Source organism: Saccharopolyspora erythraea NRRL 2338, from assembly GCF_000062885.1.
GTDB classification, from domain to species: domain Bacteria; phylum Actinomycetota; class Actinomycetes; order Mycobacteriales; family Pseudonocardiaceae; genus Saccharopolyspora_D; species Saccharopolyspora_D erythraea.
In genome coordinates this window covers 3,139,025-3,163,504 of record NC_009142.1, presented here as the reverse complement: position 1 = coordinate 3,163,504, position 24,480 = coordinate 3,139,025, and the positions used below count along the sequence as shown (strand labels likewise).

The following is a 24,480-nucleotide window of genomic DNA, read 5'->3' as shown; positions in this document are numbered from 1 at the left end:
CCTGATCTTTCGAAGCGGCGCAGCCGCTTGGCCCACCCCCGCGACGAGCACCGGAACCGCTACGCGGAATGAGTCCGAAGACAGGCATCCAGGTCGCGCGGCTCCGGCTGCATGACCACCCGCAGGTCCGGGCCCAGCTGCCGGACCTCCTCCACCCGCATCCGTGCCGCCTCGGCCATGCTCGCCACGCCGATGTCGGTGACCACGGGGAGTCCCGCACCGCCGAGGAACATCGGCGCCAGGTAGGCCACGACGCGGTCGACCAGGCCGCCTGCCAGGAATCCGGCTGCCAGCCGGGCGCCGCCTTCCAGCAGCACCGACCGCACTCCTCTGGCGAACAGCCGCTCCGACAGGGCCGCCAGATCAAGTCCGTCCTCAGTGGACGGAACGGCGAGAGTGCCTGCCGCGGCACCGAGCCCTCGCGGTTCCCCGGCCCGGTCCGAGACCACCACCAGCGTGGGCGCACTGCCGTCGAGCACGCGCGCGCCGGGCTTGATCCGGCCCGCGCTGTCGAGCACCACCCGCAACGGCGGTTCGCCGACGACCCCGTGCCGCAGGCCCAGGTGCGGATTGTCGGCGCGCAGCGTGCCGCCGCCGACCAGCACCGCGTCGTGAACCGCGCGCAGCGCGTGCGCGTCCCGGCGCGCCTGGGCGGCGGTGATCCACCGGGAGCTGCCGTCGGCCGCCGCCGAGCGGCCGTCGATCGTGCCGGCGAACTTCCACGTCACGAACGGTCTCTCGCGCCGGACCGAGGTGAGCCAGAACTCGTTGTGCCGCTCGGCTTCCTCCCGGTGCAGACCGCCGACGACCTCCACTCCGCCCGCGGCCAGCCGCTCGGCGCCTCCCGAGGCGTCCCGGGTCGGATCCTCGACCGCGAACACCACGCGGCTGACACCCGCGGCCGACAGCGCCTCGGTGCACGGCCCCGTCCGGCCGCGGTGCGCGCAGGGTTCCAGCGTCACCACGGCGGTACCGCCGGCGGCTCGCCCACCGGCCGCGGCCAGCGCCTCGACCTCGGCGTGCGGATGTCCCGCGCCGCGGTGGTGGCCCTCCCCCGCGAACCGGCCGTCGGCGTCGAGCACGACGCAGCCGACGTACGGGTTCGGGCTGGTACGCCTCGGCGGGTCCGCGGTGAGCCGGATCGCCCTGCGCATCGCCCAGCGTTCGGCCTCGGTCGCTTCCTCGGGCGGCCGGACTGCCCGCGCGCTCGGACTCACACCGACTCCCCCAGCCGGAACCCCATCGCGTAGATCTCCCGCGAGTACCAGCCGTGCCGGCGCCGGCACCTGGCCAGGTCACCGAAGCGGGTGAAGCTGCCGCCGCGGGCGACGCGGTAGCGGCCGCCGTCGGCCAGGTCGTCGAGCACGTGCTCGCCACCGGGGTAGGGCCGGTAGTCGTCGGCGACGAACTCCTCGACGTTGCCCGCCATGTCCAGCACCCCGAACGGGCTGGCACCCGCCGGGTAGATGCCGACCGGCGTGGTGCTCAGCGGCCCGTGCTCGACGGTGTTGGCGTGGTCGGCGCCGATCTCGTCGCCCCACGGGAAAGTCCGCCCGTCGCCGCCGCCGGCGGCGTACTCCCATTCGGCTTCGGTCAGCAGGCGGAACGGCCTGCCGGTGCGCTCGCCGAGCCAGCGCGCGTAGGCCTCGGCCTCCTCCGGCGAGACCGTCCACACCGGATGGTTGGACAGGTGGTGCGGGTACGCCCCGAACCGCCAGGCACGCGGGAGCACGGGATGCCCCGTCTCCACCAGGAAACGGCGGTACTCGTGGTTCGTCACCGGGTAGCGCATGACGCGGAAGCGCTCGATCCGCGCCTCGTGCACGGGGGTTTCCTTGGCGATCCAGGAGTGCAGGACGCCCACGTGCTCCCAGCGCCGCACCACCTCGCCGACGTCCTCGGGCGCCAGCCCGAGCCGCACGGTGGCCGCCGGGACCTCCACCATCGCGGGGTCGTCGAAGCGGATCCTCGGGTCGCCGCGCAGACCGAGCAGCGTGCCCGCCGCGTACCGGCGGTCGAAGGGCTGCCCGGCGTCCTCGGCGAGCACGGCCAGTTCGCCGGGCGCTCGGGCGAGCAGGTCGTCGTGACCGGCGAGCGGGAGCTCGGCGACCCGCTCCACCAGGTCGTCGGGCAGCCCCATCGCCTCCCGGTCGCTGAGGGTGTTGGGGTTGGCGCGCAGGACGGGTCTCGGGCTCATCGGCACCTCTCTGCGACGTGGGATGCGCACCGCCGGCGCCTCGCCCCCTGGCGCGCGGGGGCGAGGCGCGACGCGGTCGCTCAAGAGCCTGTCTTTCGAAGGCAGGCCCTCAGACCGTGATCCGGTGGACCTGGCCGTCGTAGGAGCTGGCCAGGAACAGCTTCTCGTCGGGGTGGTAGGCCAGCGAGGAGATCCCCGCCGTGGTCGGGCGCTGCACCGAGACCCACTCCGAGGCGAGCCGGTCGTAGATGGCGATCCGGCCGTTGTAGGCGCCGGTCGCCACCAGGTCGCCGTCGTCGGAGGCCGAGACGCACTTGACCGAGTGCGTGTGCGGCGTCTCGACGACCTGCGGCAGCCGCGAGGCGCTCCAGATCCGCAACCGCAGGTCGCGGCTGACGCTGGCGAACTCGCCGCCCGCCAGGCCGACGCAGCCGTTGGCGATGCGGTCGTGGGCCTGCTCGATCGTCTCGACCTTCTCCAGCGTCGAGATCCGGTACCAGGTGGCGCTGGTGTCCGCGCACACCGAGAACAGCAGGTCGCCGGAGACGGCCACGCCCTTGACGGCGTTGGCGTGCAACGGCAGCTCTCCGGCGAACTCGGCCTTGCCCGGTTCGGGGATCCGGAACAGCAGGCCCTCACCGGTGTAGGCGCCGACCACCACGTGTTGAACGCCGTCGCGGCGGAACGCGACCCCGCAGTTCAGCGGCGAGCGGTGCCGGTGGATCTCGGCGCCGGTCAGCGCGTCGAAGACGCGCCCGAGCTGGCCGCCGGAGAACACCAGGCCCTCCACCGGCGTCAGGAAGTTGCACAGGCTGCCGGTGCGGGCCTGCACGTCCTCGCCGCGCCAGACCACGCCCGCGTCGCCCACCGCGAGGGTGCTGTCCTCGTGCGGCACGACCGCGTTGATCCCGCCGGTTCCGGCGATCTCATCGGTCTCCCAGCGCTCGCGCTGGAAGTCGTAGCTGCGGTAGGTCGCGCCGAAGGTCGCGAATACGAGGCTGGAGTCGCCCGCGAACGCGCACGACCGCGGCCACACGTCGGAGGGCAGGTCGGCCCTGCCCCGCGGCCGCAGCCCGGACTCCACCGTCTCCCACAGTCGCATCGTGCGGTCGTAGCTGAGGCTGACCAGCAGACCGCGCGCGGCGTCGAGGACCAGCCGCTTGACGCCGGCGTCGTGGGCGGGCACCACGTCCCGGCCGTCGCCGTTGATGATGATCAGCTCGCCGTCGTCGTTGCCCGCGTAGATGGTGCCGCTGGTGGAGATCGCGATCGTGTCGGTCTCCACGCCGTCCATGTCCAGGTCGCCGACCAGGCCGCCGGTCTCCAGCGACCAGCGCTTGATCGTGCCGTCGTCGCTGGAGGAGATCAGCTCGTCGGTGCCCTTGGCCCACTCCACCGAGATGACGTCCTGGGTGTGCCCGGCGAAGGTGGCGACGAGGTTGCCGCGGAAGTCGTAGACGCGCACGTTGTGGTCGCGGGAGGCGGTGGCGACCAGCTCCTTCTCCGGGTGGAAAACCGACATCTCCACGTCGTCGGTCTGGGCGTTGAACACCGCCTCCAGCCGCAGCTCCGGCACGCTCCACAGCCGGGCGGTGTAGTCGCTGGACGAGGTGAGCACGTGCTTGCCGTCGGGGGAGAACACGGCCTGGTTGGCCAGGTGGTCGTGCCACGAGCGGGCCAGCGCCGTCTTCGTCCGGTAGTCCCACAAGATGACCTGGTTGTCGTAGCCCGCGGTCAGGACGTAGTCGTCCTTCCACGCGGCGATGCCGCTGATCGGGCCGCGGTGTTTGATCACAGAGCACCCTCCATGAGCTCCACCTGATGTCCGGCCGTCGTGACCTTGGCCATCAGGTACTTGCGGTTGGCGTCGTTGACGAACACGCCGGTCGGGACCGCCTCGGCGACATCGATGCCGCAGCCGGTGAGCTGCTCGACCTTGTCCGGGTTGTTGGACAGGATCCGGATCCGGTCGATGCCCAGGGCGCGCAGCATCGCCGCGGCGACCCGGTAGTCGCGCTCGTCGTCGGAGAAGTTGAGCCTGCGGTTGGCCTCGAAGGTGTCGACGCCGAGCTCGTCCTGGAGGAAGTAGGCGTCGAGCTTGTTGTAGAGCCCGATGCCGCGGCCTTCCTGGCGCAGGTACAGGATCACCCCACCCTGCCGGCTGACGGTCTCGATCGCCTCGTCGAGCTGCGGCCCGCAGTCGCAGCGGGCCGATCCGAACACGTCACCGGTCAGGCACTCCGAATGCACCCGGACCAGCGGGACCTCGGTGCCGCCGCCGAACACGAGCGCGATGTGCTCCTGCCCGTCGGAGGAGCCGGAGAAGGTCACGACCTCCGGGTTGAGCGTTGCGCCGCCGGCCTTGGACAGGAGTGGAATCGTGACCCGCCGTCGAACCACGACGGGGCTGTCCCCGCCGTCCTCGGCCGCAGCCGGTGGTCGTTGGTCGCCATCAAGAGGACTGGGCATGTGCTCCACCCCCGGTAGGAACCTCGTAGCGCTGTCATGCCGCTGCGTCCGAACAGCGACCCGTACATGACAGCCGAGGTCCGCCGGGGCGGGCATGACGGTACGTACCGATACGTTTGCCGACGGGACCGGCGAAGTGCCCGCGCCCGCGTTCCGCCTTCCGGAAACGCACTGCCCGGAACGATCAAGGCTCGCACGGTGCTCCGGGCTCCTCGCTGAGGCGGTCCGGCCGGCGTTCCCGCCGCGAGACGCGCGGAATTCCCCGCAGCCGCAGGACTTCCGGCCGACGCGGAAACGGAAAAAGCGCCTGGAAAAGCGAAAGCGGCCCGGCCGGACGCGGGTGCGCCGACCAGGGCCGCGGGAATGCGCTTGCGGCTACACGCGCCGCAGGATGGTGTCGGCCATCTCCAGGGTGTGGTCGATGCTCTTGGCCAGGAACATCAGGTCCACCAGCAGGTGCTCGACCCCGGCTTCTTCGACCGCGCGGCCGATCGCGGTGACGACCTGGTCGATGGTGGCGGTCTGGTCGGGGTAGACGCGCAGGATCAGGTCGATCGCGCCCGGGTCGCGCCCCTCCTCCTCGGCCAGCTGCCGGATCTGGCTCATCGGCGCGGTGATCGCCATCGCGGGGTCGACGTCCCCGGGAACCGGCAGGATCGGCAGCCAGCCGTCGCCGCGCTGGGCGACCCGGCGCATGGAGGCCGGGGCGAAGCCGCCGATGTAGATCGGCGGGTGCGGACGCTGGACGGGCTTGAGGTAGGCGTGGGTCGGCGGCACCTGCCAGTGCCGGCCGCCGTACTCGGCGACGTCGGCGGTCCACAGCTGCTTGAGCGCCTCCAGGCACTCGTCCATGCGGGCGCCGCGCTCCTTCATCGGGATGCCCGCGGCCTGGAACTCCTCCGGCGACCAGCCGACGCCGAACCCGGGCACCAGCCGGCCCCGGCTGACCACGTCGATGGTGGTGAGCGACCGGGCGAGCAGCGCCGGCGGGTACCACGGCGCGTTGAGGACGTTGCTGCCCAGCAGGACGTTCTCGGTCGCGGTGGCCGCGACGGTGAGCATCGCGAAGGGATCCAGGATCCGGTGGAACTCGTCCGGGATCGTGTCGGCCCCCGGCGGGTAGCCCACGGTCGGCTCGACCGGGGCGAGCAGCCGGTCACCGACCCAGAGGCTGCCCGCGCCCAGCGCCTCGGCCTCCCGCGCGAACGAGGCGATGTCGGCTGCCTGGTGCGCCAGCGTCCCCAGCTGCGGAAGGCTGAACCCGATGCGCATCTGTCCTCCTAGCTAATCGTTTATAGGAGTTGCTTCTAAAAAAGAAGTGAGCAGAGCGCAACGTAGCAGCAGGACGCGCCGGCAACAACTGCCAGGCGGGAATTCCCTGGTGTGACTCGAAAGTCGCGAGGCGGCAAGCCGGAACAGGCGACCCGAGGCGGCCAGCGGGAACGGCGGATGCATGGGGCAAGCAGGAAGCACTGGGCTCGACACGCCGAGCGGTTCGCGCCGGAACGGAGGCGACGAGCAGAACGCGCCGGACGCGAGACGGCACGCGGACGCTCCGAGCGAGACACCGCGCGAAGCGCAGGACGCGGAAGCGCGCCGATGACGGGCGTCAGGCGGGGAGGTTCTCCATCGCCCAGGTCGCGAGCTCGCGCAAGGCGGGTAGCAGCGCGAGACCCGCGGAGGTCAGCTCGTAGGTCACCGCGACCGGCGGTCCCTCGTCGACCCTGCGCTCGACGAGCCCCGCCCTGCGCAGTTCGCTCAGGCGCTCGGAGAGCATCGAGTCGCTGATCCCCGACAGCGCGCGCTTGAGCTCGGAGAAGCCCGCCGGACCCGTGAGCAGGGTGCCCAGCAGCACACCGCTCCAGCGCTTGCCGAGAAAGTCGAACGCACGGGCCAAAGCCGCGTCGCAGACGCGCTCGTCGCTTTCGGCCGCCTCCCTCATCATGTCCACACTCTACCCATCGGGTGACGCCGGAAGGCCCCGAACGAACCGGACGACCACGGGGACAACACCGCCATAACAATCGGAGAAGCCTCCACTAACCGATTGCATGCGGAGAGTTCTCCGATTAGGCTGTGCTGAGCTCCGCACGCGCGAAGCCACCCGAGCAAGCACCAGAACAGGAACGTAGCGCCATGTCCGTGAAAGTCGCCGTCATCTACTACTCCTCCACCGGCAACGTCCACGCCCTCGCCCAAGCCGTCCGCGAAGGCGCCGAGAAGGCCGACGCGGAGGTGCGCTTCCGCCGCGTCGACGAGCTCGCTCCCGACTCCGCCATCGACGCCAACCCCGCGTGGCGGGCGCACGCCGACGCCACCAAGGACGTCGAGCCGGCCACCCACGAGGACCTGAAGTGGGCCGACGCCTACGCCTTCGGCACCCCGGTCCGCTTCGGAGACGTCGCCTCCCAGCTCAAGCAGTTCATCGACTCCACCGGCGGGCTCTGGTACGCCGGTGAGCTCTCCGGCAAGCCGTTCACCGGCTTCACCAGCGCCATCAACATGCACGGCGGCAACGAGGCCACGCTGCTCTCGCTCTACCACGTCGCCTTCCACTGGGGTTCGGTCATCGTGCCGCCCGGCTACAACGACCCGGCCGTCCCGGCCGCCTACGGCAACCCCTACGGCGCCTCCTACCCGTCGGGCATGGACGGCGAGCCGCCGAACGAGCGGGTGCTGGCCGCCGCGCGCTTCCAGGGCTACAACCTGGCCACCGTCACCGCGCGGCTGCTGAACGGCGCGCGGGGCTGATCCGGACGCCGGCATGACCGCGACGACGGACCTGATCGGACACTGGCGACTGCACTCCTTCGTGGAGTTCGACGAAGAGGGCAACCCGAAGGAGAGCCCGCTCGGCGGTTCGCCGCGCGGATCGCTCTACTACGGAGCCGACGGCTACGTGTCGGTGCACATCATGCGCACCGACTCCGCGCCGCCGCCCGCCGCGAGCTACATCGGCTACACCGGCAGGTGGCGGCTGGCCGGTGACCAGGTCGTGCACGAGGTCCGGATCGCGACCGACCCGACCTGGCCCGGCTCGGAGCAGGTGCGGGACTTCTCGCTCGACGGCGACGAGCTCGTGCTCGGCCGCACCGACACGGTCGACGGCGAACCGCTGCGCGCCCGGCTGGTGTGGCACCGCGGCTGAGGCGCACGGAAAAACCGGAAGTGATCACTCGTGCAGCCATCCGGCCACGAGTGATCACTTCCGCGCGTCATACCATGACTTCCCCAGGTGGCTGCTGCTTCCGGAGGGATGCAGCAGCGACCGCCGTCCGAGGTCAAGTGAGGGGAGCACCGTGGCAGAGCGATCTCGCGGCGGCATGTTGCCGATCATCGGTCAGCGCCCGACCGAGCGGGCGGACGCGGCGCGCAACCGCCGCAAGATCCTGCTGGCCGCCTCGCGGCTCATCGCCGAGAACGGCGCCGAACACCTCTCGCTGGACGAGGTGGCCGACGCCGCCCAGGTCGGGGTGGGGACGGTGTACCGGCGCTTCCGCGACCGGGCGGGGCTCGTGCAGTCCCTGCTCGACGAGCGGGAACGCCAGTTCCAGGAGGCGTTCATGCAGGGACCGCCGCCCCTGGGTCCGGGGGCGCCGCCGCTGGAACGCGTCCGCGCCTTCCTGCACGCCCTGGTCGACCGGGTCGAGGAGCAGTCCGACCTGCTGCTCGTCGCCGAGGCCACCACGCCCGCGGTCCGCTACAACGACGGCCCCTACCCCGTGCGCCACCTGCACCTGGTGACACTGCTGGCCCAGATCAGGCCGGACGCCAACGCCCACTACCTCGCGCACGCGCTGCTCGCCCCGTTCTCGGCGAGCCTGATCATCCACCAGCGCACCAACGAGGGCCTCGGCGTCGAGCGGATCAAGTCCGGCATCGACGACCTGCTGGCCCTCGCCGGTGTGCGGGCGGAGCCGGACCCGGCTACTTGACCGCGGTGATGAGCTGGTCGGCACCGGACAGCGGCCGCACCCGGCACTGCCGGAACCCGGCGTCGGCCAGCCAGCCGAAGCACTCCGACGCGGTGTAGCTGACGCCCCCGCCCTGGTCGACCAGCATGTGCAGGCTGATCAGCAGCCCGGGAGCGCTCTCGCGCTGGTCCTGCTCCACGAGCATGTCGTAGATCAGGATCGTGCCGCCCTCGGCCAGCGCGTCGTACGCCTTGGCCAGCAGCATGCGCCGGGTCGCGAGGTCCCAGTCGATGAGCAGGTGCCCGAACACGACCGCGTCCGCGGCGGGGAACGACGCCGTGCGGAAGTCGCCCGGGGTGAAGCGCATCCGGTCGGCCAGCCCGTGCCGGGCGCTGGTCTTGTCGAAGCCCTGCTCGACCATCGGCAGGTCGAAGCCGAGGCCGGTCAGGTGCGGGTGGGCGAGCAGCAGACGGGAGAGCACCGAGCCGTCCGAGCACCCGATGTCGGCGACCGTGGCGACGTCCTGCCACGGGAAGCTCTCGGCGAGCGCGGTGCTTGCGGCGACGGACCCGCCCGACATCGCCCGCTGGAACTCCTCGGAGAGCCCCGGGTCGGAGTGGATCGCCTCGTAGGGCACCTGGCCCCCGTACGACTGGGAACGGCCCGTGCGCAGCGCGTCGCCGAGCCTGCCCCAGGACCAGTACCAGTGGCTTCCCATGTACTCCAGCATTCCGCCGACGTAGGTGGGCGCGTCGGGGTCACCGAGGTACCTCGAGGTGGCCGCCGTGTTGACGTAGCGCCCGTCGGCGTGTTCGAGCAGCCCCAGCGCCACGAGGCAGTTGAAGAAGTCCCTGGCACCGCGACCGTGCAGCCCGAGCTGATCACACAGCTCGTCGCTGGTCAGCGGGCCTTGCGCCAGCAACGGGAACACGCCGAGTTCGACCGCCGTGTGCACCGCCCGCGCGCTCATGAAACCCAGGGCGAGCTCCTGGATGTGGTTGAGTTCCGCGTTCGCCGTCATCGGCCGGCTCCTCCTGGGGATAGTTGCGTGCGAAGATCGTCGATGAGCGCGGCGGTCCCGTCGCTGTCGCGTGCCGCGCCGAAGAGGTAGAAGTCCGGGCGCACCAGCACCGCCACCGCGCCCAGCCCGGTCAGGTAGGGCACGTAGACCTCGCCGGTGTCCACCACCGTCCGCACCGCGCCGTCCTCCGCCGCGGGCGGGGCCGATCCGGCCGGCAGGACGTGGATGACGTTGGCGCGCAGGGACTTCAGGTAAGTCAACCGCGCATCGTCGACGAGCTCACCGGGCGGCACGAGCGCGATCAGCGCGAAGCCGCGCCCGACGACCTCGTCGAACAGCCCGAAAGCGTCGGCGACCGCGACGGTTCCCTGCGGGGTAAGCTCACCCGAGGGCGAGTCCTCCCCCGGACCGTGCAGCAGTCCGCTGCGCAGCGGCGTGATGTCGAGGACCAGCCCGTCGGATTCGCCCGCCTGCTCCCTGGCCGCCAGCATCTTCTCGTCCCGGGCGCGTGCGGCCTCGGGGTCCGGTTCGCAGATGACCCGGCCGAGCTCCACCGACTTGGTGATGGCGTACTGGACGTGCTCGCGGCGTTCGGCGGCGTAGGTGTCGACGATGCGCTCGCCGGCCGAGCCGGAGAGCACCAGGTCCAGCTTCCATGCGAGGTTCGCGGCGTCGCGGAACCCCGAGGACATGCCCTGCCCGGCGAACGGCGGCATCAGGTGCGCGGCGTCGCCGGCCAGCAGCATGCGGCCCGAGCGCCACCGCTCGGCGTGCCCGGCCTTGAAGGTGTAGACGGCGTGGCGGTCCAGCGTCGCGTTGTCGGGGGTGATCCCCTCGACGGCCAGCAGCTCCCACGCCTTGCGCGGGCTGTCGAGCTCCTCGAGGGTCTCGCCCGGCACCCGCATGAACTCCCACCTGCGGTGGCCGGGTCCGGCCGACACCGCCGTCCTGGGCCGCGCCGGGTCGCAGACCTGCAGGTTGTCCGGGCTGTACTCGCGCGCCGGCCGCAGCGTGACGTCGCAGATCAGCCAGTCGTGGCTGAACCCGAGCTCGGTGAACCCGGAGCCGATCCGGTCCCGGACGAAGCTGTTGGCGCCGTCGCAGCCCACGACCCAGTCCGCGACGACCTCCAGGGACTCACCGCCGCTCTCGGCGACCACCCGCACACACCGGTCCGCTTCCTCCACGCGCACCGCCTCGTAGCCCCGGAATACCTCGAGGCCCGCAAGCCGCTCGCCTCGTCCGATGAGGGCCGCTTCCAGCCCGGGCTGGTACATCGAGGTCGTGATGGGCCAGCCCTGCGGTCCGCGGTCGCCGATGCCGGTGAAGTGCAGCAGGTCCTGGCCTGCACCGTTGCGCCAGACGTAGTCGCCGGTGGGCTTGCCGAACTCGCCCAGCGACGGGTCGATCCCGGCGGAGGCCAGGATGCGCGCCGACTCGCCGTCGAAGACCACCGCGCGCGGCATGGTGTAGGGCCGCGGCCAGCGCTCCACGGCGACGACGTCCCAGCCGCGCTGGGCGAGCAGCGCCGCCATGAGCTGGCCGACCGGTCCGTAACCGATCACAGCCACGTTCGTCCGCCTGCCGCTCATCAGGCCGCTCCCCCCATGATCTCGCGCACGACCTCGTCGTGGTCGGCGCTCTTCACCAGCACCCTGATCCGCTCCTCACCGTTGTCCACTGTGGTCAGCCGCCTGCCGAGCAGAACCCACTGCCCGTTCTCCGTGGCGCGGGAGCGGATGACCACGCCGATGCCGAACTGCTCGGCGTCGTCGGCGTCGTCCCCGCCGGGGTTCCACTCGGCCAGCTCGCGCGGCCGCGGGTCGAACCGGTAGAGGCCGTGCCAGTCACCTCCGCGCGCCCTGCGCTCCAGCACCTGGTAGCCGCCCCGGGGCACGACGCGGTACTGGCAGCCGTACTGCTCCTGCACCTCCGGCGACACGCGCACCGGCTCCAGGAACCCAGGGCCGGCGAACCCGACGTCGGCCAGCCACAGCTCGCCGTCGAGCCGGACTCCGAGGAACACGTGCGCCAGGTCCGGGCCGAAGGTGCCGCCCGGGCCGCACAGACCGCCCATCAGGAACGAGACGTCGAAGCCCAGCTCGTCCAGCAGCCGGTGGAACAGCCCCGCGAGCTCTCCGCAGTGGCCTCCCCGGCGCGCCACGACGGCCTCGTCGAACGCGGCGTCGAGGTCGATGTTCCCGCCGTTCATCCCGTCGGCGACCTGCTCGGCGAGCCGGGAGTTGTCGTAGGGCAGCGACATCACGTGCTTCTTGTGCAGTTCTCGCAACGCATCCCGCCCGGGCGCCGCGGATCCGGAGCATCCGATGCCCGACAGGTAGGTTTCCACGCTGAACAATTCCGGTCATGCCTCCTGGTCCGCGGCCATCCGTTCGTGCAGGTGCTCGGCGAGCATCTGCGGGGTCGGGTACTCGAAGAGCAGCGTGGTCGGCAGCCGCAGGCCGGTGTGGCCGGACAGCCGGTTGCGCAGCTCGACGGCGTTGAGCGAGGTGAAACCGACCTCGAAGAACGCGTCGTCGGTGGCCAGGCCGCTCTCCAGGTTGCCCAGCGTCGTGGCGGCTTCTGCCCGGACCAGCTCCAGCAGCGCCGCGAAGCGCTCCGGTCCGGCCAGGGCGTGCCAGCGCTCGCGGAACGACGGTTCGTCGTCCTGCGCTCCTTCCACCACCGCGACAGCGGTCCGCTCGCGGACCTCGGGCTCACCGGTGCCGGACACCTCGGGCCAGTAGCGCCGGTGCTGGAACGCGTAGGTGGGCAGATCGACCCGGCGCGCGCCGGTTCCGGCGAAGACCTCCGGCCAGTCGACGCTCGCACCCCGCGCGTACATGGTGGACAGTGCCGTCAGCACGGTCGGCACCGCCGGGCGGTCCCGGCGCATGGTGGCCACGCACTCGGCGTCCTGGCCCAGCTCGGCCAGCGACTCGGCGGCCATCGGCGTCAGCGCGGCGTCCGGGCCCAGCTCGACGAACGTCCGCACGCCCTGGTTCCACAACGTGCGCACGGCGTCGTTGAACCGCACCGGCCTGCGCACGTGCTGCACCCAGTACTCCGGCGACGCCAGCTCCTCGGCGGACAGGACCTTGCCGCTGACGTTGGACAGCACCGCGATGCGCGGCCGGTGGTAGGTCAGGCTCGCCGCCACCGCGCCGAAATCGTCGAGCATCGCGTCCATCCGCGGGGAGTGGAAGGCGTGCGCCACGCGCAGCCGCCGGGTCTTCCACCCGCGGCTCGCGCACTCCTCGGCGACCGCCGCCACCGCGTCCTCGTCACCGGAGACGACGACCGAGGTGGGGCTGTTCACCGCGGCGACGTCCACCTGCCGCTCCCGGCCGGCCAGCAGTTCGGCGACGTCCTCCTCGCCGGCCTGGACCGCGGTCATCGCACCGCCCGCGGGCAGCGCCTGGATCAACCGGCCGCGGCCGGCGACCAGCCGGGCGGCGTCCTCCAGCGAGAGGACCCCGGACACGTGCGCCGCGACGATCTCCCCGAGCGAGTGTCCGGCGACGAAGTCCGGTCGCACGCCCCACGACTCCACGAGGCGGTACAGCGCGGTCTCGACCGCGAAGAGAGCCGGCTGGGTGTAGGCCGTCAGGTCGAGCAGGCCGGGATCCGGCTCTCCGGCGACGACCTCCCGCAACGGCCGCTCCAGGTGCGGGTCCAAGGCGGCGCAGATCTCGTCGAAAGCCTTCGCGTAGACCGGGAAGCGGGCGTGCAGCTCCTCGCCCATCCCGATCCGCTGACTTCCCTGGCCGGTGAACAGCAGCGCCAGACCGCCACCGCCGGCCACGCCCCGAACCAGGTCGCCGCCGGGCTCACCGTCGCGCAGCGCGGCCAGCCCCTCCAGCAGCTCACCGCGGTCGCTCGCCAGGACCACCGCGCGGCGTTCCAGCCCCGCCCTGGAGATCGCCTGCGAGAACGCCACGTCGGCGAGGTCCGCCTCGGGCACGTCGGCCATGTGCTGGGCGAGCTTCTCGGCCTGACCGCGCAGGCCGCCCGCCGACCTGGCCGACAAGGGCACCGGGACAGGCGTGCTCCCGTCGGTGCGCTCACCGCCTCGGACCCGCGCGTCGGCGGGAGCTTCCTCCAGGACGACGTGGGCGTTGGTGCCGCTGATGCCGAAGGAGGAGACCCCTGCGCGCCGCGGCCGGTCACCGGCCTCCCAGGGCCGGGGCTCGGTCAGCAGCGACATCGCGCCGGAGGACCAGTCGACGTGCTCTGACGGCTCGTCGACGTGCAGCGTCCTGGGCAGCAGGCCGTGGCGCATCGCCTGCACCACCTTGATCACGCCCGCCACGCCCGCTGCCGCCTGGGAGTGGCCGATGTTGGACTTGACCGATCCCAGCCACAGCGGCCGGTCGGCTTCCCGGTCCCGGCCGTAGGTGGCCAGCAGCGCGTCGGCCTCGATCGGATCGCCCAGCCGCGTACCGGTGCCGTGCGCCTCCACCACGTCGACGTCCGAAGTGGACAGACCGGCGTCGGCCAGCGCCTGCCGGATCACGTCCTGCTGCGCGGGCCCGTTGGGTGCGGTGAGACCGTTGGAGGCGCCGTCGTGGTTGACCGCCGAGCCGCGCAGCACCGCCAGCACCTCGTGGCCGTTGCGCCGCGCGTCCGACAGCCGCTCCAGCAGCAGCAGGCCCGCGCCCTCCGACCACGCCGTGCCGTCGGCGGCGGCGGCGAAGGCCTTGCACCTGCCGTCGGGCGCCAGGCCGCGGTGCCGGGAGAACTCGACGTAGTTGTCGAGGGTGGCCATCAGGGTCGCGCCGCCCGCGATCGCCAGCTCGCACTCCCCGCGCCGCAGCGAGTGCATCGCCAGGTGCAACGCCACCAGCGACGACGAGCACGCGGTGTCCACCGTGAGGGCGGGGCCACGCAGGCCGAGGGTGTAGGCGATCCTGCCGGAGGCGACGCTGCCCGCCGTGCCGGTCATGAGGTGTCCCTCGAGCTCGGCGGGCGGATGCACGAACAGCTTGGTGTAGTCGTGGTTGATCACCCCGGTGAACACCCCGACCCCGGCACCGCGCAGTGCGGTCGGGTCGATGCCCGCGCGCTCGACGGTCTCCCACGCGACCTCCAGCAGCAGCCGCTGCTGCGGGTCCATCGCCACCGCTTCCCTGGGCGAGATGCCGAAGAACTCGGCGTCGAACGCCGCGGCGTCCAGGAACGCGCCGCGCCGGGTGTAGAAGCTCCCCGGGGCGTCCGGGTCCGGGTCGAAGGCGTGGTGGTTCCACCCCCTGTCGTCCGGCAGGTCGGTCATGACGTCGACTTCGTCGCGCAGCACCCGCCAGAACTCCTCGGGCCCCTCGGCCGCGCCGGGGAACCGGCAGCCGATGGACACGATCGCGATCGGGTCCTCGGAGAGCCCGCCGCCGGTCGCCGCCGTGGCGACCGGTGCCTTCTCCGACTCGGCGTCCTCGCCGACGACCTGGACGCGGATGTGCTCGGCGAGCACCGCCGGGGTCGGGTAGTCGAAGACCACGGTGGTCGACAGGCGCAGCTTCGTGGCGTCGTTGAGCCGGTTGCGGACCTCGACCGCGGTGAGCGAGTCGAACCCGGCCTCCTTGAACGGGCGGTTCGGGTCGATCGCGTCGGAGGTGGCGTGCCCGAGCACCGCCGCGGCCTCCTTGCAGACCAGCTCCAGCAGCATCCTGGTCTGCTCGGCCGCGGGGGCGTTCGCCAGCCGCCCGGCCAGATCCGAAGCGGTCGCGGCGCGACTGGCCACGCGCCGCCCCGGGCGGACCAGGCCCCGCAGCAACGGCGGCACCGGTTCCGAAGACGCCCGAGCGCGCAGTGCCGGCAGGTCGAGGGAAACGGGCACGAGCGCGGCGTGCCCGGCGTCCAGCCCGGAGTCGAGCAGGTCCATCCCGGTCTCGGTGGGCATCGGCTGGAGCCCGTTGCGCCGGTGCCGCGCGGCGGCGGTGTCGTCGAGCGCCGCGGTCAGGGCGCTCGTCTGCGCCCACCACCCCCACGCCAGCGACACCGCGGGCAGCCCGGCCGCCCTGCGCCGCTGCGCGAGCCCGTCCATGAAGGCGTTGGCCGCGGCGTAGTTGCCCTGCCCCGGGTTGCCGAACACCCCGGACGCCGACGAGAACAGCACGAACCACGCCAGGTCCAGGTCCGCGGTGAGCTCGTGCAGATGCAGCGCGGCGTCGACCTTCGGCCGGAAGACCGTGGCGATCCGCCCCTCGTCGAGCGCGGAGATCACCCCGTCGTCGAGCGCGCCCGCCGTGTGGACCACACCGGTGAGCGGGTGCTCCGGCGGCACCGCCGCCAGCAGGCGGGCCAGCGACTCGCGGTCGGCGACGTCGCAGGACTCGATCGACACCCGCGCGCCGAGCCGGGTGAGCTCCTCGGCCAGTTCGGGGGCTCCCGGAGCGGCCATCCCCTGCCTGCCGCACAGGACGAGGTTCCGCACGCCGTGTTCGGCGACCAGGTGCCGCGCGGTTTCGGCACCCAGCGTGCCGGTGCCGCCGGTGATCAGGACGGTGCCGCCGGGCTCCGGTGCACGGGGAACGCTCAGCACGACCTTGCCGACGTGGCGGGCCTGGCTGATGTGGCGGAACGCCTCCGGGGCCCGCCGGACGTCCCAGACGCTCAGCGGCGACGGCGTGATCGCACCCGACTCGAACAGCTCCACGAGGTCGGCCAGCATCTGCCCCGTCCGCTCCGGCCCCGCCTCGTAGAGCGCGTAAGCCTGGTACCGGACGCCCGGGTGGGCTTCGGCGACCTGCCCGGCGTCGCGGGTCTCGGTCTTGCCGAGCTCCAGGAAGTGCCCGCCGCGGGGAAGCAGCGCCAGCGATGTCTCGGCGAGCTCACCGGTCAGCGAGTTCAGCACCACGTCCACCCCGCGCCCGCCGGTGCGCTCCCGGAACAGCTCGCCGAACTCCGCGGTGCGGGAGGAGGCGATGTGGTCGTCGGTCAGGCCGAGGGACCGCAGCGCGTCCCACTTGCCGGGGCCGGCGGTGCCGAACACCTCGGCACCCCAGTGGCGCGCGAGCTGGGTGGCGGCCATGCCCACGCCGCCGGCGGCCGCGTGCACCAGCACCGACTGCCCCGCGCTCAGCCCGGCGAGGTCGCGCAGGCCGTAGTAGGCGGTGAGGAACACGACGGGCACCGAAGCCGCCTGCTCGAACGACCAGCCCCGCGGGATGCGGGCCAGCAGGCGGCGGTCGGTCACCGCCTCCGTCGCGAAGGCGCCGTAGTCGCCGACCACACCCATGACCCGGTCGCCGGGCGCCAGGTCGGTCACGCCGTCGCCGACCTCCAGCACGACACCGGCGGCCTCACCGCCCAGGCCGTGGCGCACCCCGAGCATGTCCAGCGTGATCAGCACGTCCTTGAAGTTGACGCCGGCCGCGCGCACCGCGAGGCGGACCTCGCCGGGCGCCAGCGGCGCCGGGTCCTCAGGCAGTGCGACGAGCGCGAGGTCGGCCGGCGAGTCGCCGCCGTCGGTGACCTCCAGCCGCCAGGAGCGACCGGGCACCTCCAGTTCCCCGGAGTGGGTTGCCAGCCTCGGCGCGTGGAACGTCCCATCGCGCAACGCGAGCTGGGGTTCGTCTGCGGGCAACGGCGGCAGCCGGCCGTCGAGCCGGTCGGCGTCGACGATCGTGATGCGCCCGGGGTTTTCCGACTGAGCCGAGCGAACCAGGCCCCACACGGCAGCCGCGGCCAGGTCGCGGACCTCGTCGGCGTGGTGGACCGGTACCGCGCCGCGGGTCAGCACGACCAGGTGGCTGGGCTCCAGCACCGGTTCGGCGAGCCACCGCTGCACCCGCTCCAGCACCTCGGCCGCGACCGCGCGCACCCGTGCGGGATCGGTGTCGTCGGCTTCGGGCTCCACCCTGGCCAAAACCACCTCGGGGACCGGCAGCCCGGAGTCCAGGGCCCGGACGAGCGCGTCCACGCTCTCGTGCTCCGGCAGCTCCGCGGGCCCCCAACCCGTGCCCAGCACCGCCGAAGCGGTGGCCGCGTCCCCGTCGGCCTGCGGGACCGGCGTCCACGCCGTCCGGTACATCGGAGCGCGTTGCGCGCTCCTGCCGGTCGCGAGCTCGTCGTCCGGAGCCGGGCGCAGGACCAGCGACTCGATGGACGCCACCGGATGCCCCAGCGGATCGGCGAGGCCGACCGTGATCTCGTCCGGCCCCGAGGCCACCGCCCGCACCCGCAGCTGCGAGGCGCCCGAGGCGTGCAGCCGGACCCCGCGGAACGCGAACGGCAACCGCAGCTCGCCCTCCGCGTCGTGGCGCAGCTTGACCGAGTGCAGCGCGGCGTCCAGCAGTGCGGGGTGCAGACCGAACCGCTGCGCCTCGGCCACGTGGGCGTCCGCGAGCGACACTTCGGCGAAGAACTCCTCGTCCCGCGCCCACGCCGCGCGCACGCCCTGGAACGCCGGACCGTACCCGTAGCCCGCCGCCGCCTGGTTCTCGTAGAAGCCGGTCACGTCCACGGGATCGGCGTCCCGCGGCGGCCACTGCTCGGAGCTCTCCTGCGGCGCCTCGCCGGTGGCTGCGAGGAACCCGGTGGCGTGACGGCTCCACGCATCGGACGGGCCGTCGTCGGCGCGCGAGTGGATCGCCACCTGCCGGCGTCCCCCGTCATCGACCCCGGAAACGCTCACCTGCAACCGCACGCCGCCGGTGGCGGGCAGGAGCAGCGGCTGCTCGATGACCAGCTCCTCGACGACGCCGAAGCCGACCTGGTCGCCGGCGCGCACGGCCAGCTCCACCAGCGCGGCACCGGGCACGATCGGTGTGCCCGAGACCGCGTGGTCGGCCAGCCAGGGATGTGTGCGCATCGAAAGCCGTCCGGTGCACAGAACACCGCCGGACTCCGGCAGCGACACGACGGCACCGACGAGGGGGTGGTCGGCTTCCTCCAGACCCGCCGTGCTCACGTCACCGGTCCGCTCGGAGGCTTCCAGCCAGTACCGGCGGTGTTGGAAGGCCTGGGTCGGCAGCTCCACGCGACGGCCGCCAGTCCCCTCGAACACGGCGGACCAGTCGATCGGCACACCCGCCGCCCAGAGCCGGGTCAGCGAGGCCAGGAAGCGGTCGAGACCGCCGTCGTCGCGCCGCAGCGACCCGGTGACCACGGCGGTCACCGGCTGCTGCCGCTGGTCCAGGCCCTCCTGCACGCTGGTGGTCAGCACCGGGTGCGAGCTGGCCTCGACGAACGCCCGGTACCCCTGCTCGGCCAGGGTGTCGACCGCCGCCGCGAACCCCACCGTCCGACGCAGGTTGCGGTACCAGTACTCGCCGTCGAGCGCCGCGGTGTCGAGCCACCGCCCGTCGACGGTGGAGAAGAACGGCACGTCCGCGGTGCGCGGCCGCACGTCGGCCAGCACCTCCAGCAACTCCTCGCGGATGCGCTCCACGTGCGAGGTGTGGGAGGCGTAGTCGACCGGGACCCGCCTGGCGCGGACGTCCTCGGCCTCGCACTCGGCGAGCAGTTCCTCCAGCGCGCCGGGCTCGCCCGCCACCACGACCGACGTGGGCCCGTTGACCGCGGCCACCTCCAGCCCGGGACGCAGCCGGTCGGTGGCCCGGTCCAGCGGCAACGACACCGACATCATGCCGCCGCGGCCCGCGAGGCCGCGCCGGATCGCCTGGCTGCGCAGCGCGACGACCTTGGCCGCGTCCTCGATGGACAGTGCGCCGGCGACGCATGCCGCGGCGATCTCGCCCTGCGAGTGACCCACGACGGCATCCGGCGCGATCCCGTACGAGCGCCACAGCTCGGCGAGCGAGACCATCACGGCGAACGACACCGGCTGCACGACGTCCACCCGCTCCAGCGAGGGCGCCCCTTCCCGCTGCCGCAGCACGTCCCGCAGGGACCAGTCGACGTGGGGTTGCAGCGCCTGCTCGCACTCTGCGATCCGCGCCGCGAAAACCGGGGACGAGTCCAGCAGCGCGGCACCCATCCCCGCCCACTGCGCTCCCTGCCCCGGGAAGACCATGGCCAGCTTGCCCTCGACTCCCGCGGAGTCCGCCACGACCTCCTGCGGCCGCTCCCCGGCGGCGAACGCGTTCAACGCCGCGACCGCGTCGGCCGGGTCGGTGGCCACGACCGCCGCGCGGTGCTCCAGTGCCGCGCGCGTGGTGACCGAGGAGAACCCGACGTCCGCGGGCCGGTGGCCGGGACGATCCGCCAGGAACGAAGCCCACCTGCCGGCCTGCGCCCGCAGTCCCTCGGCGGTCCGCGCCGACAGCACCCACGGCACCGGGGCGGTGCTCCCGGCCTCCTCGGGGGCAGCGTCCGGCTCGTCCGCGTGCTCCAGGATCACGTGCGCGTTCGTCCCGCTCACGCCGAACGAGGACACCGCCGCACGGCGGGGGCGGTCCAGCTCCGGCCACGGCCGGGCCTCCCGCAGCAGTTCGACCGCCCCGGCCGACCAGTCGATCCGGGACGACGGCTCGTCCACGTGCAGGGTCCTGGGCAGCACACCGTGCCGCATCGCCTGCACCACCTTGATCACACCGGCGACGCCCGCGGCTGCCTGGGCGTGACCGATGTTGGACTTCAGGGAGCCCAGCCACAGCGGATGCCCGGCGGGACGGCCCTGGCCGTAGGTGGCCAGCAGCGCCTGCGCCTCGATCGGGTCGCCCAGCCTGGTGCCCGTTCCGTGCGCCTCCACCGCGTCGACCTCCGCGGCCGACAGCCCCGCGCTCGCCAGCGCGCGCCGGATCACCCGTTCCTGCGCGGGGCCGCTCGGCGCGGTCAGGCCGTTCGACGCGCCGTCCTGGTTGACCGCCGAGCCGCGCACCACCGCGAGCACCTGGTGGCCGTTGCGGCGGGCCTGCGACAGCCGCTCCAGCACCAGCACGCCCACGCCCTCGGCCCAGGCCGTGCCGTCGGCCGCCTCGGCGAAGGCCTTGCACCTGCCGTCCGGGGCCAGTGCGCGCTGCCGGGAGAACTCCACGAACGACGTGGGCTTCGCCATGACCGCGACGCCACCGGCCAGCGCCAGCTCGCACTCGCCGTCGCGCAGCGCCTGCGCGGCCACGTGCAGCGCCACCAGCGAGGACGAGCACGCGGTGTCCACCGTCACCGCGGGGCCTTGCAGGCCGAGCGTGTAGGAGACCCGGCCGGAGGCGACGCTGCCGGAGTTCCCGGTGCCCAGGTAGCCCTCCAGGCCCTCCGGCACCGGGCCGAGGTCGCTGGCGTAGTCGTGGTACATGACGCCGGAGAAGACCCCGACGTCGGCGCCCCGCAACGAGTCCGGGGCGATCGCGGCGCGTTCGAGGACCTCCCACGAGACCTCCAGCAGCAGCCGTTGCTGGGGGTCCATCGCCTCCGCCTCGCGGGGCGAGATGCCGAAGAACTCGGGGTCGAAGCCGGCCACGTCGTCGAGGAACCCGCCGTGGCGCACGTAGGACTTGCCCGCCCGGCCCGGATCGGGGTCGAACAGCTCCTCAAGGTTCCAGCCCCGGTCTCCGGGGAAGTCGCCGACCGCGTCGCCCTCCCCGGCCACGAGGTCCCAGAGCTCCTCGGGCGAGGACACCCCGCCCGGCAGGCGGCAGCCCATGGCGACGATGGCGATCGGTTCGCCGGAGTGCGAGACCACCCGCGCATCGGCGCCCGCCTTCGCGCGTTCCCCGCCGAACAGCAGCGAACGCAGGTGCCTGCCCACCCTGGCCGGCGTGGGGTGGTCGAACGCCAGCGTCAGCGGCAGGTCGAGGCCGGTGGTCGCGGTCAGCCGGTTGCGCAGCTGCACGGCGGTGGCCGAGTCGAGGCCGAGGTCGCGGAAGGCCCGGTCGGAGGGGACGGTGGCGCCGTCGGGCATGGCGTAGAGCCGGGCGACCTCGCCGCGCACGAGCTCCACCAGCGTCCGGTCCTGCTCGTCGCGCGACAACGGCGCCAGCCGCTCGCGCAGTTCGGACACCGTGCCGTCGTCGGGCGCGTCGGCCTGGACCGGCACGTCGATCAGGTCGCGCAACGCGGGCGGGAGGGACCCCGACCCGACCGCGGTCGAGTCCGGCCGCAGGGCTAGCACGGACGTGCGGTCGGCGAGGTGCGCGGCGTCGAACATCGCCGCGTGCTCCCGGCCGGTCAGCCTGCCCACGCCCGCCGGCACGGACCAGTCCTCGTGCTCGCCGGGTCCGAAGACCACCGAGAGCGCGGGCAGTCCACGTGCCGCGCGATGCCGCGCGACGGCGTCGAGGAAGACGCCTGCGGCCGCGTCGTCGGCGCTGCCGGCCCCGCCGAGCGTCCCGGCGGCCGAGGAGAGCAGCACGAACGCCTTGAGACCGGCGTCCAGGGTCAGCTCGTGGAGGTTGAGCGCACCGTCCATGGTGGACAGCGCTTCCCGTCCGGCACCCGCGGCGAACACCACCGCGGCCGGACGGTGCCCGGCCAGCAGTCCGGCCAGCGCGTCCCGGTCGGCCACGTCGCAGGCCACCAGTGCGACCGAGGCACCGGCGGCGGTCAGCTCCGCTCGCAGCTCCCGAGCCGCGAGGTCGGCGTCCCCGCCTCGGCTCACCAGGAGGAACCGGCGCACGTCGTGCACCGCGGCCAGGTGCCGCGCCACCGTCGCGGCCACCACGCCGTCGGCCCCGGCGACCAGCGCGGTGTCCCGCGAGGTGAGCTGGAACGGGCGCCGCGAACCCCCGGTCGCGGCCACCCGGTTCGCGCGGGGCCGCAGCGCCACACCGGACCGCAGCAGGAGCTCGGGTTCGGCCGAGGAGACGGCTTCGGCCAGTGCCGCCGCCGAGCCGCCGTCATCGAGGTCCACCAGGACGACCCGTCCCGGGTGGGCTGCCCTCAGGGCGCGCACCGCGCCCCACACCGGCGCCGCGACCAGGTCGGACACCTCGTCGTCCGGTCCGGCGGCCACCGCCGCCCTGGTCACCACGACAAGAGTGCCTTCTGCAAAGCGCTCGTCGCCGAGCCAGGACTCCGCCTGCTCGGTGACCACGCGCACGCGGTCGCGCGCTTCCTCCGCCGGCGACGCGGCCCCACCGGCGGTCGTGCCCGCCACCTGGAGCACGGTGACCTCCGGGGCAGCCTCCGCCGAATCTACCGACTCGACGAGCTCGTCGGCATCGGAGTACCGGTCGACCGATCTCCCCTGCGAGTCGAGCGAATCGGCCACCCCGAAGACGTCCGGGCCGACGACGGCCCAGTGCCGGGCCGCGGACCGAGACGCCGGGACGGTCGGCAGCGGGAGCCAGTCGAGCTGGAAGAGCAGTTCGTGCCGCGCGCCGCCGGCGGCCCTGAGCCGGGCGGGCCGGTCGAGCAGCACGTGGCGGGTGATCTTGCCCGAGGCCGTCCGCGGCACCCGGTCGATCTCGTAGAGCTCCTCGGGCACCTTGATGTAGGAGAGCTCCTGCCTGCACACCGCCAGCACGTGCTCGGGGTCCAGCCCCTCGGGTCCCGGGACCAGGAAGGCCACCGGGACCTCGCCCAGCACCTCGTGCGGCTTTCCGACCACGGCCGCGTCGGCAACGCCCGGTACCGACCGCAGCACGGCTTCGACGTCACCGGGGTGGATGTTCTCCCCACCGCGGATGATCAGCTCCTTGATCCGGCCGCTGATCGTGAAGTAGCCGCTCTCGTCGCGCCGCGCGAGGTCGCCGGTGCGGTACCAGCCGTCGTGGAAGACCGCGGCGGTGGCCTCGGGCTGGTCGTGGTAGCCGGCCATGACGCTCGGGCCCTGGACCCAGACCTCGCCTTCCTCGCCGGTGGCGACGTCGACCAGGGTCTCCGGATCCACCAGCCGGACACCCAGACCCGGCACCGGCAGTCCGCACGAGCCCTCGACCCGCGCTCCGGTCGGCCAGTTGATGGTGATCGACCCGCAGGTCTCGGTGCTGCCGTAGGCGTCCAGCAGCGGGGCGCCGAAGGCCTGCTCGAACGAGCGCCGCAGCGCCGCGGTGGTGATAGCGCCGCCCACCAGGCACATCCGCAGGTCCGGCAGCGAGAGCCGCTGCTCCCCCGCCGCGCGCACCAGGTGGTGGTACATCGTGGGCACCCCGGCCAGGAACGTGGTGGAGTCCTCGCGCAGCGCGTTGAGGACCTCGTCGGCCGAGAAGCCGTCGAGCACTCGCGCGGTCGCCCCCACCGCGGTCACGCCCAGCACGCACGCGATGTGGGAAAGGCTGTGGAACAGCGGCAGCGGCCACAGGACCCTGTCCTCTTCGGACAGTCCTGGGATCGGCACGTAGCAGGCCGCGACCGACCACAGGCAGTTGCGCTGCGAGGACAGCACGCCCTTGGGCCTGCCGGTGGTGCCCGACGTGTAGAGCATCCACGCCGGAGCGTCGAGGGGCAGGTCGTCCCGGGCGGGGGTGGCCGGGTCGGTGGCGGCCAGGTGGGCGTAGGACACCGTGCCGCTGGGCACGGGCCCGTCCCCGACGACCACGATCCGCCGCACCTCGCCGCCCGCGGCGCGGACCTGCTCGACGTGCGCCTCGTCGGTGATCACCACCCGCGCACCGCTGTCCTCCAGCAGGTAGGAGAGCTCTGTCTCGGTCACCCTCGGGTTGAGCGGCACCCCGATCGCGCCCGCCCGCAGGATCGCCAGGTAGCTCTCGACCACCTCCACCCGGTTCCCGAGCAGGATCGCCGCGCGGTCGCCGGGCTGCAGCCGCAGATCGGCCAGGTGTCCGGCGAGCCGCCGGGTGCGCAGCTCCAGGTCGGCGTAGCTCACGCTCAGCCGGGAGTCGCGGAAGGCGATCTTGTCCTCGAGGCGGGAGGCGTGCGACCGCAGAAGCTCGGGCAGCGGCCGAATGAGCTCCGTACGCAGCATGTGGGCACAATCCTTTGCAGCGGGGGCGGGAGATCTCGCCGGACAGTCTCGCCGAGGACGGCGCTCACCAGCCCCCAGACGACTCCCCTACACCCCCCTTGTTCCGCTGCGCGCC

The 24,480-nt window shown here is 73.0% G+C and carries 13 protein-coding genes; 3 read left to right on the top strand and 10 right to left on the bottom strand.

The window, feature by feature from the left end:
* Positions 1 to 59: 59 nt before the first annotated feature.
* From ribD to SACE_RS13980, 6 genes are all read right to left on the bottom strand, one after another.
* Positions 60 to 1,217, bottom strand: coding sequence for a bifunctional diaminohydroxyphosphoribosylaminopyrimidine deaminase/5-amino-6-(5-phosphoribosylamino)uracil reductase RibD (gene ribD / locus SACE_RS14005; RefSeq protein ID WP_009946358.1), 1,158 nt, complete (start codon positions 1,215 to 1,217; stop codon positions 60 to 62).
* Positions 1,214 to 2,197 carry a formylglycine-generating enzyme family protein gene (locus SACE_RS14000; protein WP_009946359.1) on the bottom strand — a complete coding sequence of 328 codons (984 nt, stop codon included), beginning with the start codon at positions 2,195 to 2,197 and terminating at the stop codon, positions 1,214 to 1,216. The genes ribD and SACE_RS14000 overlap by 4 nt, the downstream gene beginning before the upstream one ends.
* A 109-nt stretch (positions 2,198 to 2,306) precedes the next feature.
* Positions 2,307 to 3,992 (bottom strand): WD40 repeat domain-containing protein, encoded by a 1,686-nt coding sequence (locus SACE_RS13995; protein WP_009946360.1) that lies wholly within the window; start codon positions 3,990 to 3,992, stop codon positions 2,307 to 2,309.
* On the bottom strand, positions 3,989 to 4,597 hold the full coding sequence (locus tag SACE_RS13990; RefSeq protein WP_009946362.1) for a GTP cyclohydrolase II: 609 nt from the start codon (positions 4,595 to 4,597) through the stop codon (positions 3,989 to 3,991). The genes SACE_RS13995 and SACE_RS13990 overlap by 4 nt, the downstream gene beginning before the upstream one ends.
* A gap of 444 nt (positions 4,598 to 5,041) precedes the next feature.
* Positions 5,042 to 5,938 (bottom strand): TIGR03619 family F420-dependent LLM class oxidoreductase, encoded by an 897-nt coding sequence (locus SACE_RS13985; RefSeq protein WP_009946364.1) that lies wholly within the window; start codon positions 5,936 to 5,938, stop codon positions 5,042 to 5,044.
* 337 nt (positions 5,939 to 6,275) lie between these two features.
* Positions 6,276 to 6,611 carry a winged helix-turn-helix transcriptional regulator gene (locus SACE_RS13980; RefSeq protein WP_011873862.1) on the bottom strand — a complete coding sequence of 112 codons (336 nt, stop codon included), beginning with the start codon at positions 6,609 to 6,611 and terminating at the stop codon, positions 6,276 to 6,278.
* Between the two features lie 191 nt (positions 6,612 to 6,802).
* Here SACE_RS13980 and wrbA point away from each other — a divergent pair, with 191 nt between their 5' ends.
* The 3 genes from wrbA (at position 6,803) to SACE_RS13965 (ending at position 8,601) form a co-directional block, all read left to right on the top strand.
* Positions 6,803 to 7,417 (top strand): NAD(P)H:quinone oxidoreductase, encoded by a 615-nt coding sequence (gene wrbA, locus SACE_RS13975; RefSeq protein WP_009946366.1) that lies wholly within the window; start codon positions 6,803 to 6,805, stop codon positions 7,415 to 7,417.
* A gap of 13 nt (positions 7,418 to 7,430) precedes the next feature.
* Entirely contained in the window at positions 7,431 to 7,814 is a 384-nt protein-coding gene (locus tag SACE_RS13970; protein ID WP_009946367.1) for a lipocalin-like domain-containing protein, read from the top strand.
* 175 nt (positions 7,815 to 7,989) lie between these two features.
* Positions 7,990 to 8,601 (top strand): TetR/AcrR family transcriptional regulator, encoded by a 612-nt coding sequence (locus SACE_RS13965; protein ID WP_009946368.1) that lies wholly within the window; start codon positions 7,990 to 7,992, stop codon positions 8,599 to 8,601.
* Here SACE_RS13965 and SACE_RS13960 read toward each other — a convergent pair.
* The 4 genes from SACE_RS13960 to SACE_RS13945 are packed head-to-tail and all read right to left on the bottom strand — an operon-like array spanning position 8,594 to position 24,365.
* Entirely contained in the window at positions 8,594 to 9,601 is a 1,008-nt protein-coding gene (locus tag SACE_RS13960) for a methyltransferase (RefSeq protein WP_009946369.1), read from the bottom strand. The genes SACE_RS13965 and SACE_RS13960 overlap by 8 nt on opposite strands.
* Complete coding sequence (gene mhpA, locus SACE_RS13955; protein WP_009946371.1) at positions 9,598 to 11,193, bottom strand: bifunctional 3-(3-hydroxy-phenyl)propionate/3-hydroxycinnamic acid hydroxylase MhpA; 1,596 nt, start codon at positions 11,191 to 11,193, stop codon at positions 9,598 to 9,600. The genes SACE_RS13960 and mhpA overlap by 4 nt, the downstream gene beginning before the upstream one ends.
* Positions 11,193 to 11,951 carry an arylamine N-acetyltransferase family protein gene (locus SACE_RS13950; protein ID WP_011873860.1) on the bottom strand — a complete coding sequence of 253 codons (759 nt, stop codon included), beginning with the start codon at positions 11,949 to 11,951 and terminating at the stop codon, positions 11,193 to 11,195. Before SACE_RS13950 ends, mhpA begins: the two co-directional genes overlap by 1 nt.
* Before the next feature lie 15 nt (positions 11,952 to 11,966).
* On the bottom strand, positions 11,967 to 24,365 hold the full coding sequence (locus tag SACE_RS13945; protein WP_009946373.1) for a type I polyketide synthase: 12,399 nt from the start codon (positions 24,363 to 24,365) through the stop codon (positions 11,967 to 11,969).
* Between the last annotated feature and the right edge of the window lie 115 nt (positions 24,366 to 24,480).

Excerpts from the sequence above, each read along its gene's own strand:
- SACE_RS14000 (WP_009946359.1), bottom strand. The coding sequence starts at position 2,197 with ATGAGCCCGAGACCCGTCCTGCGCGCCAACCCCAACACCCTCAGCGAC.
- SACE_RS13985 (WP_009946364.1), bottom strand. The coding sequence starts at position 5,938 with ATGCGCATCGGGTTCAGCCTTCCGCAGCTGGGGACGCTGGCGCACCAG.
- SACE_RS13980 (WP_011873862.1), bottom strand. The coding sequence starts at position 6,611 with ATGATGAGGGAGGCGGCCGAAAGCGACGAGCGCGTCTGCGACGCGGCT.
- wrbA (WP_009946366.1), top strand. The coding sequence starts at position 6,803 with ATGTCCGTGAAAGTCGCCGTCATCTACTACTCCTCCACCGGCAACGTC.
- SACE_RS13970 (WP_009946367.1), top strand. The coding sequence starts at position 7,431 with ATGACCGCGACGACGGACCTGATCGGACACTGGCGACTGCACTCCTTC.
- SACE_RS13965 (WP_009946368.1), top strand. The coding sequence starts at position 7,990 with ATGTTGCCGATCATCGGTCAGCGCCCGACCGAGCGGGCGGACGCGGCG.
- SACE_RS13960 (WP_009946369.1), bottom strand. The coding sequence starts at position 9,601 with ATGACGGCGAACGCGGAACTCAACCACATCCAGGAGCTCGCCCTGGGT.
- mhpA (WP_009946371.1), bottom strand. The coding sequence starts at position 11,193 with ATGAGCGGCAGGCGGACGAACGTGGCTGTGATCGGTTACGGACCGGTC.
- SACE_RS13945 (WP_009946373.1), bottom strand. The coding sequence starts at position 24,365 with ATGCTGCGTACGGAGCTCATTCGGCCGCTGCCCGAGCTTCTGCGGTCG.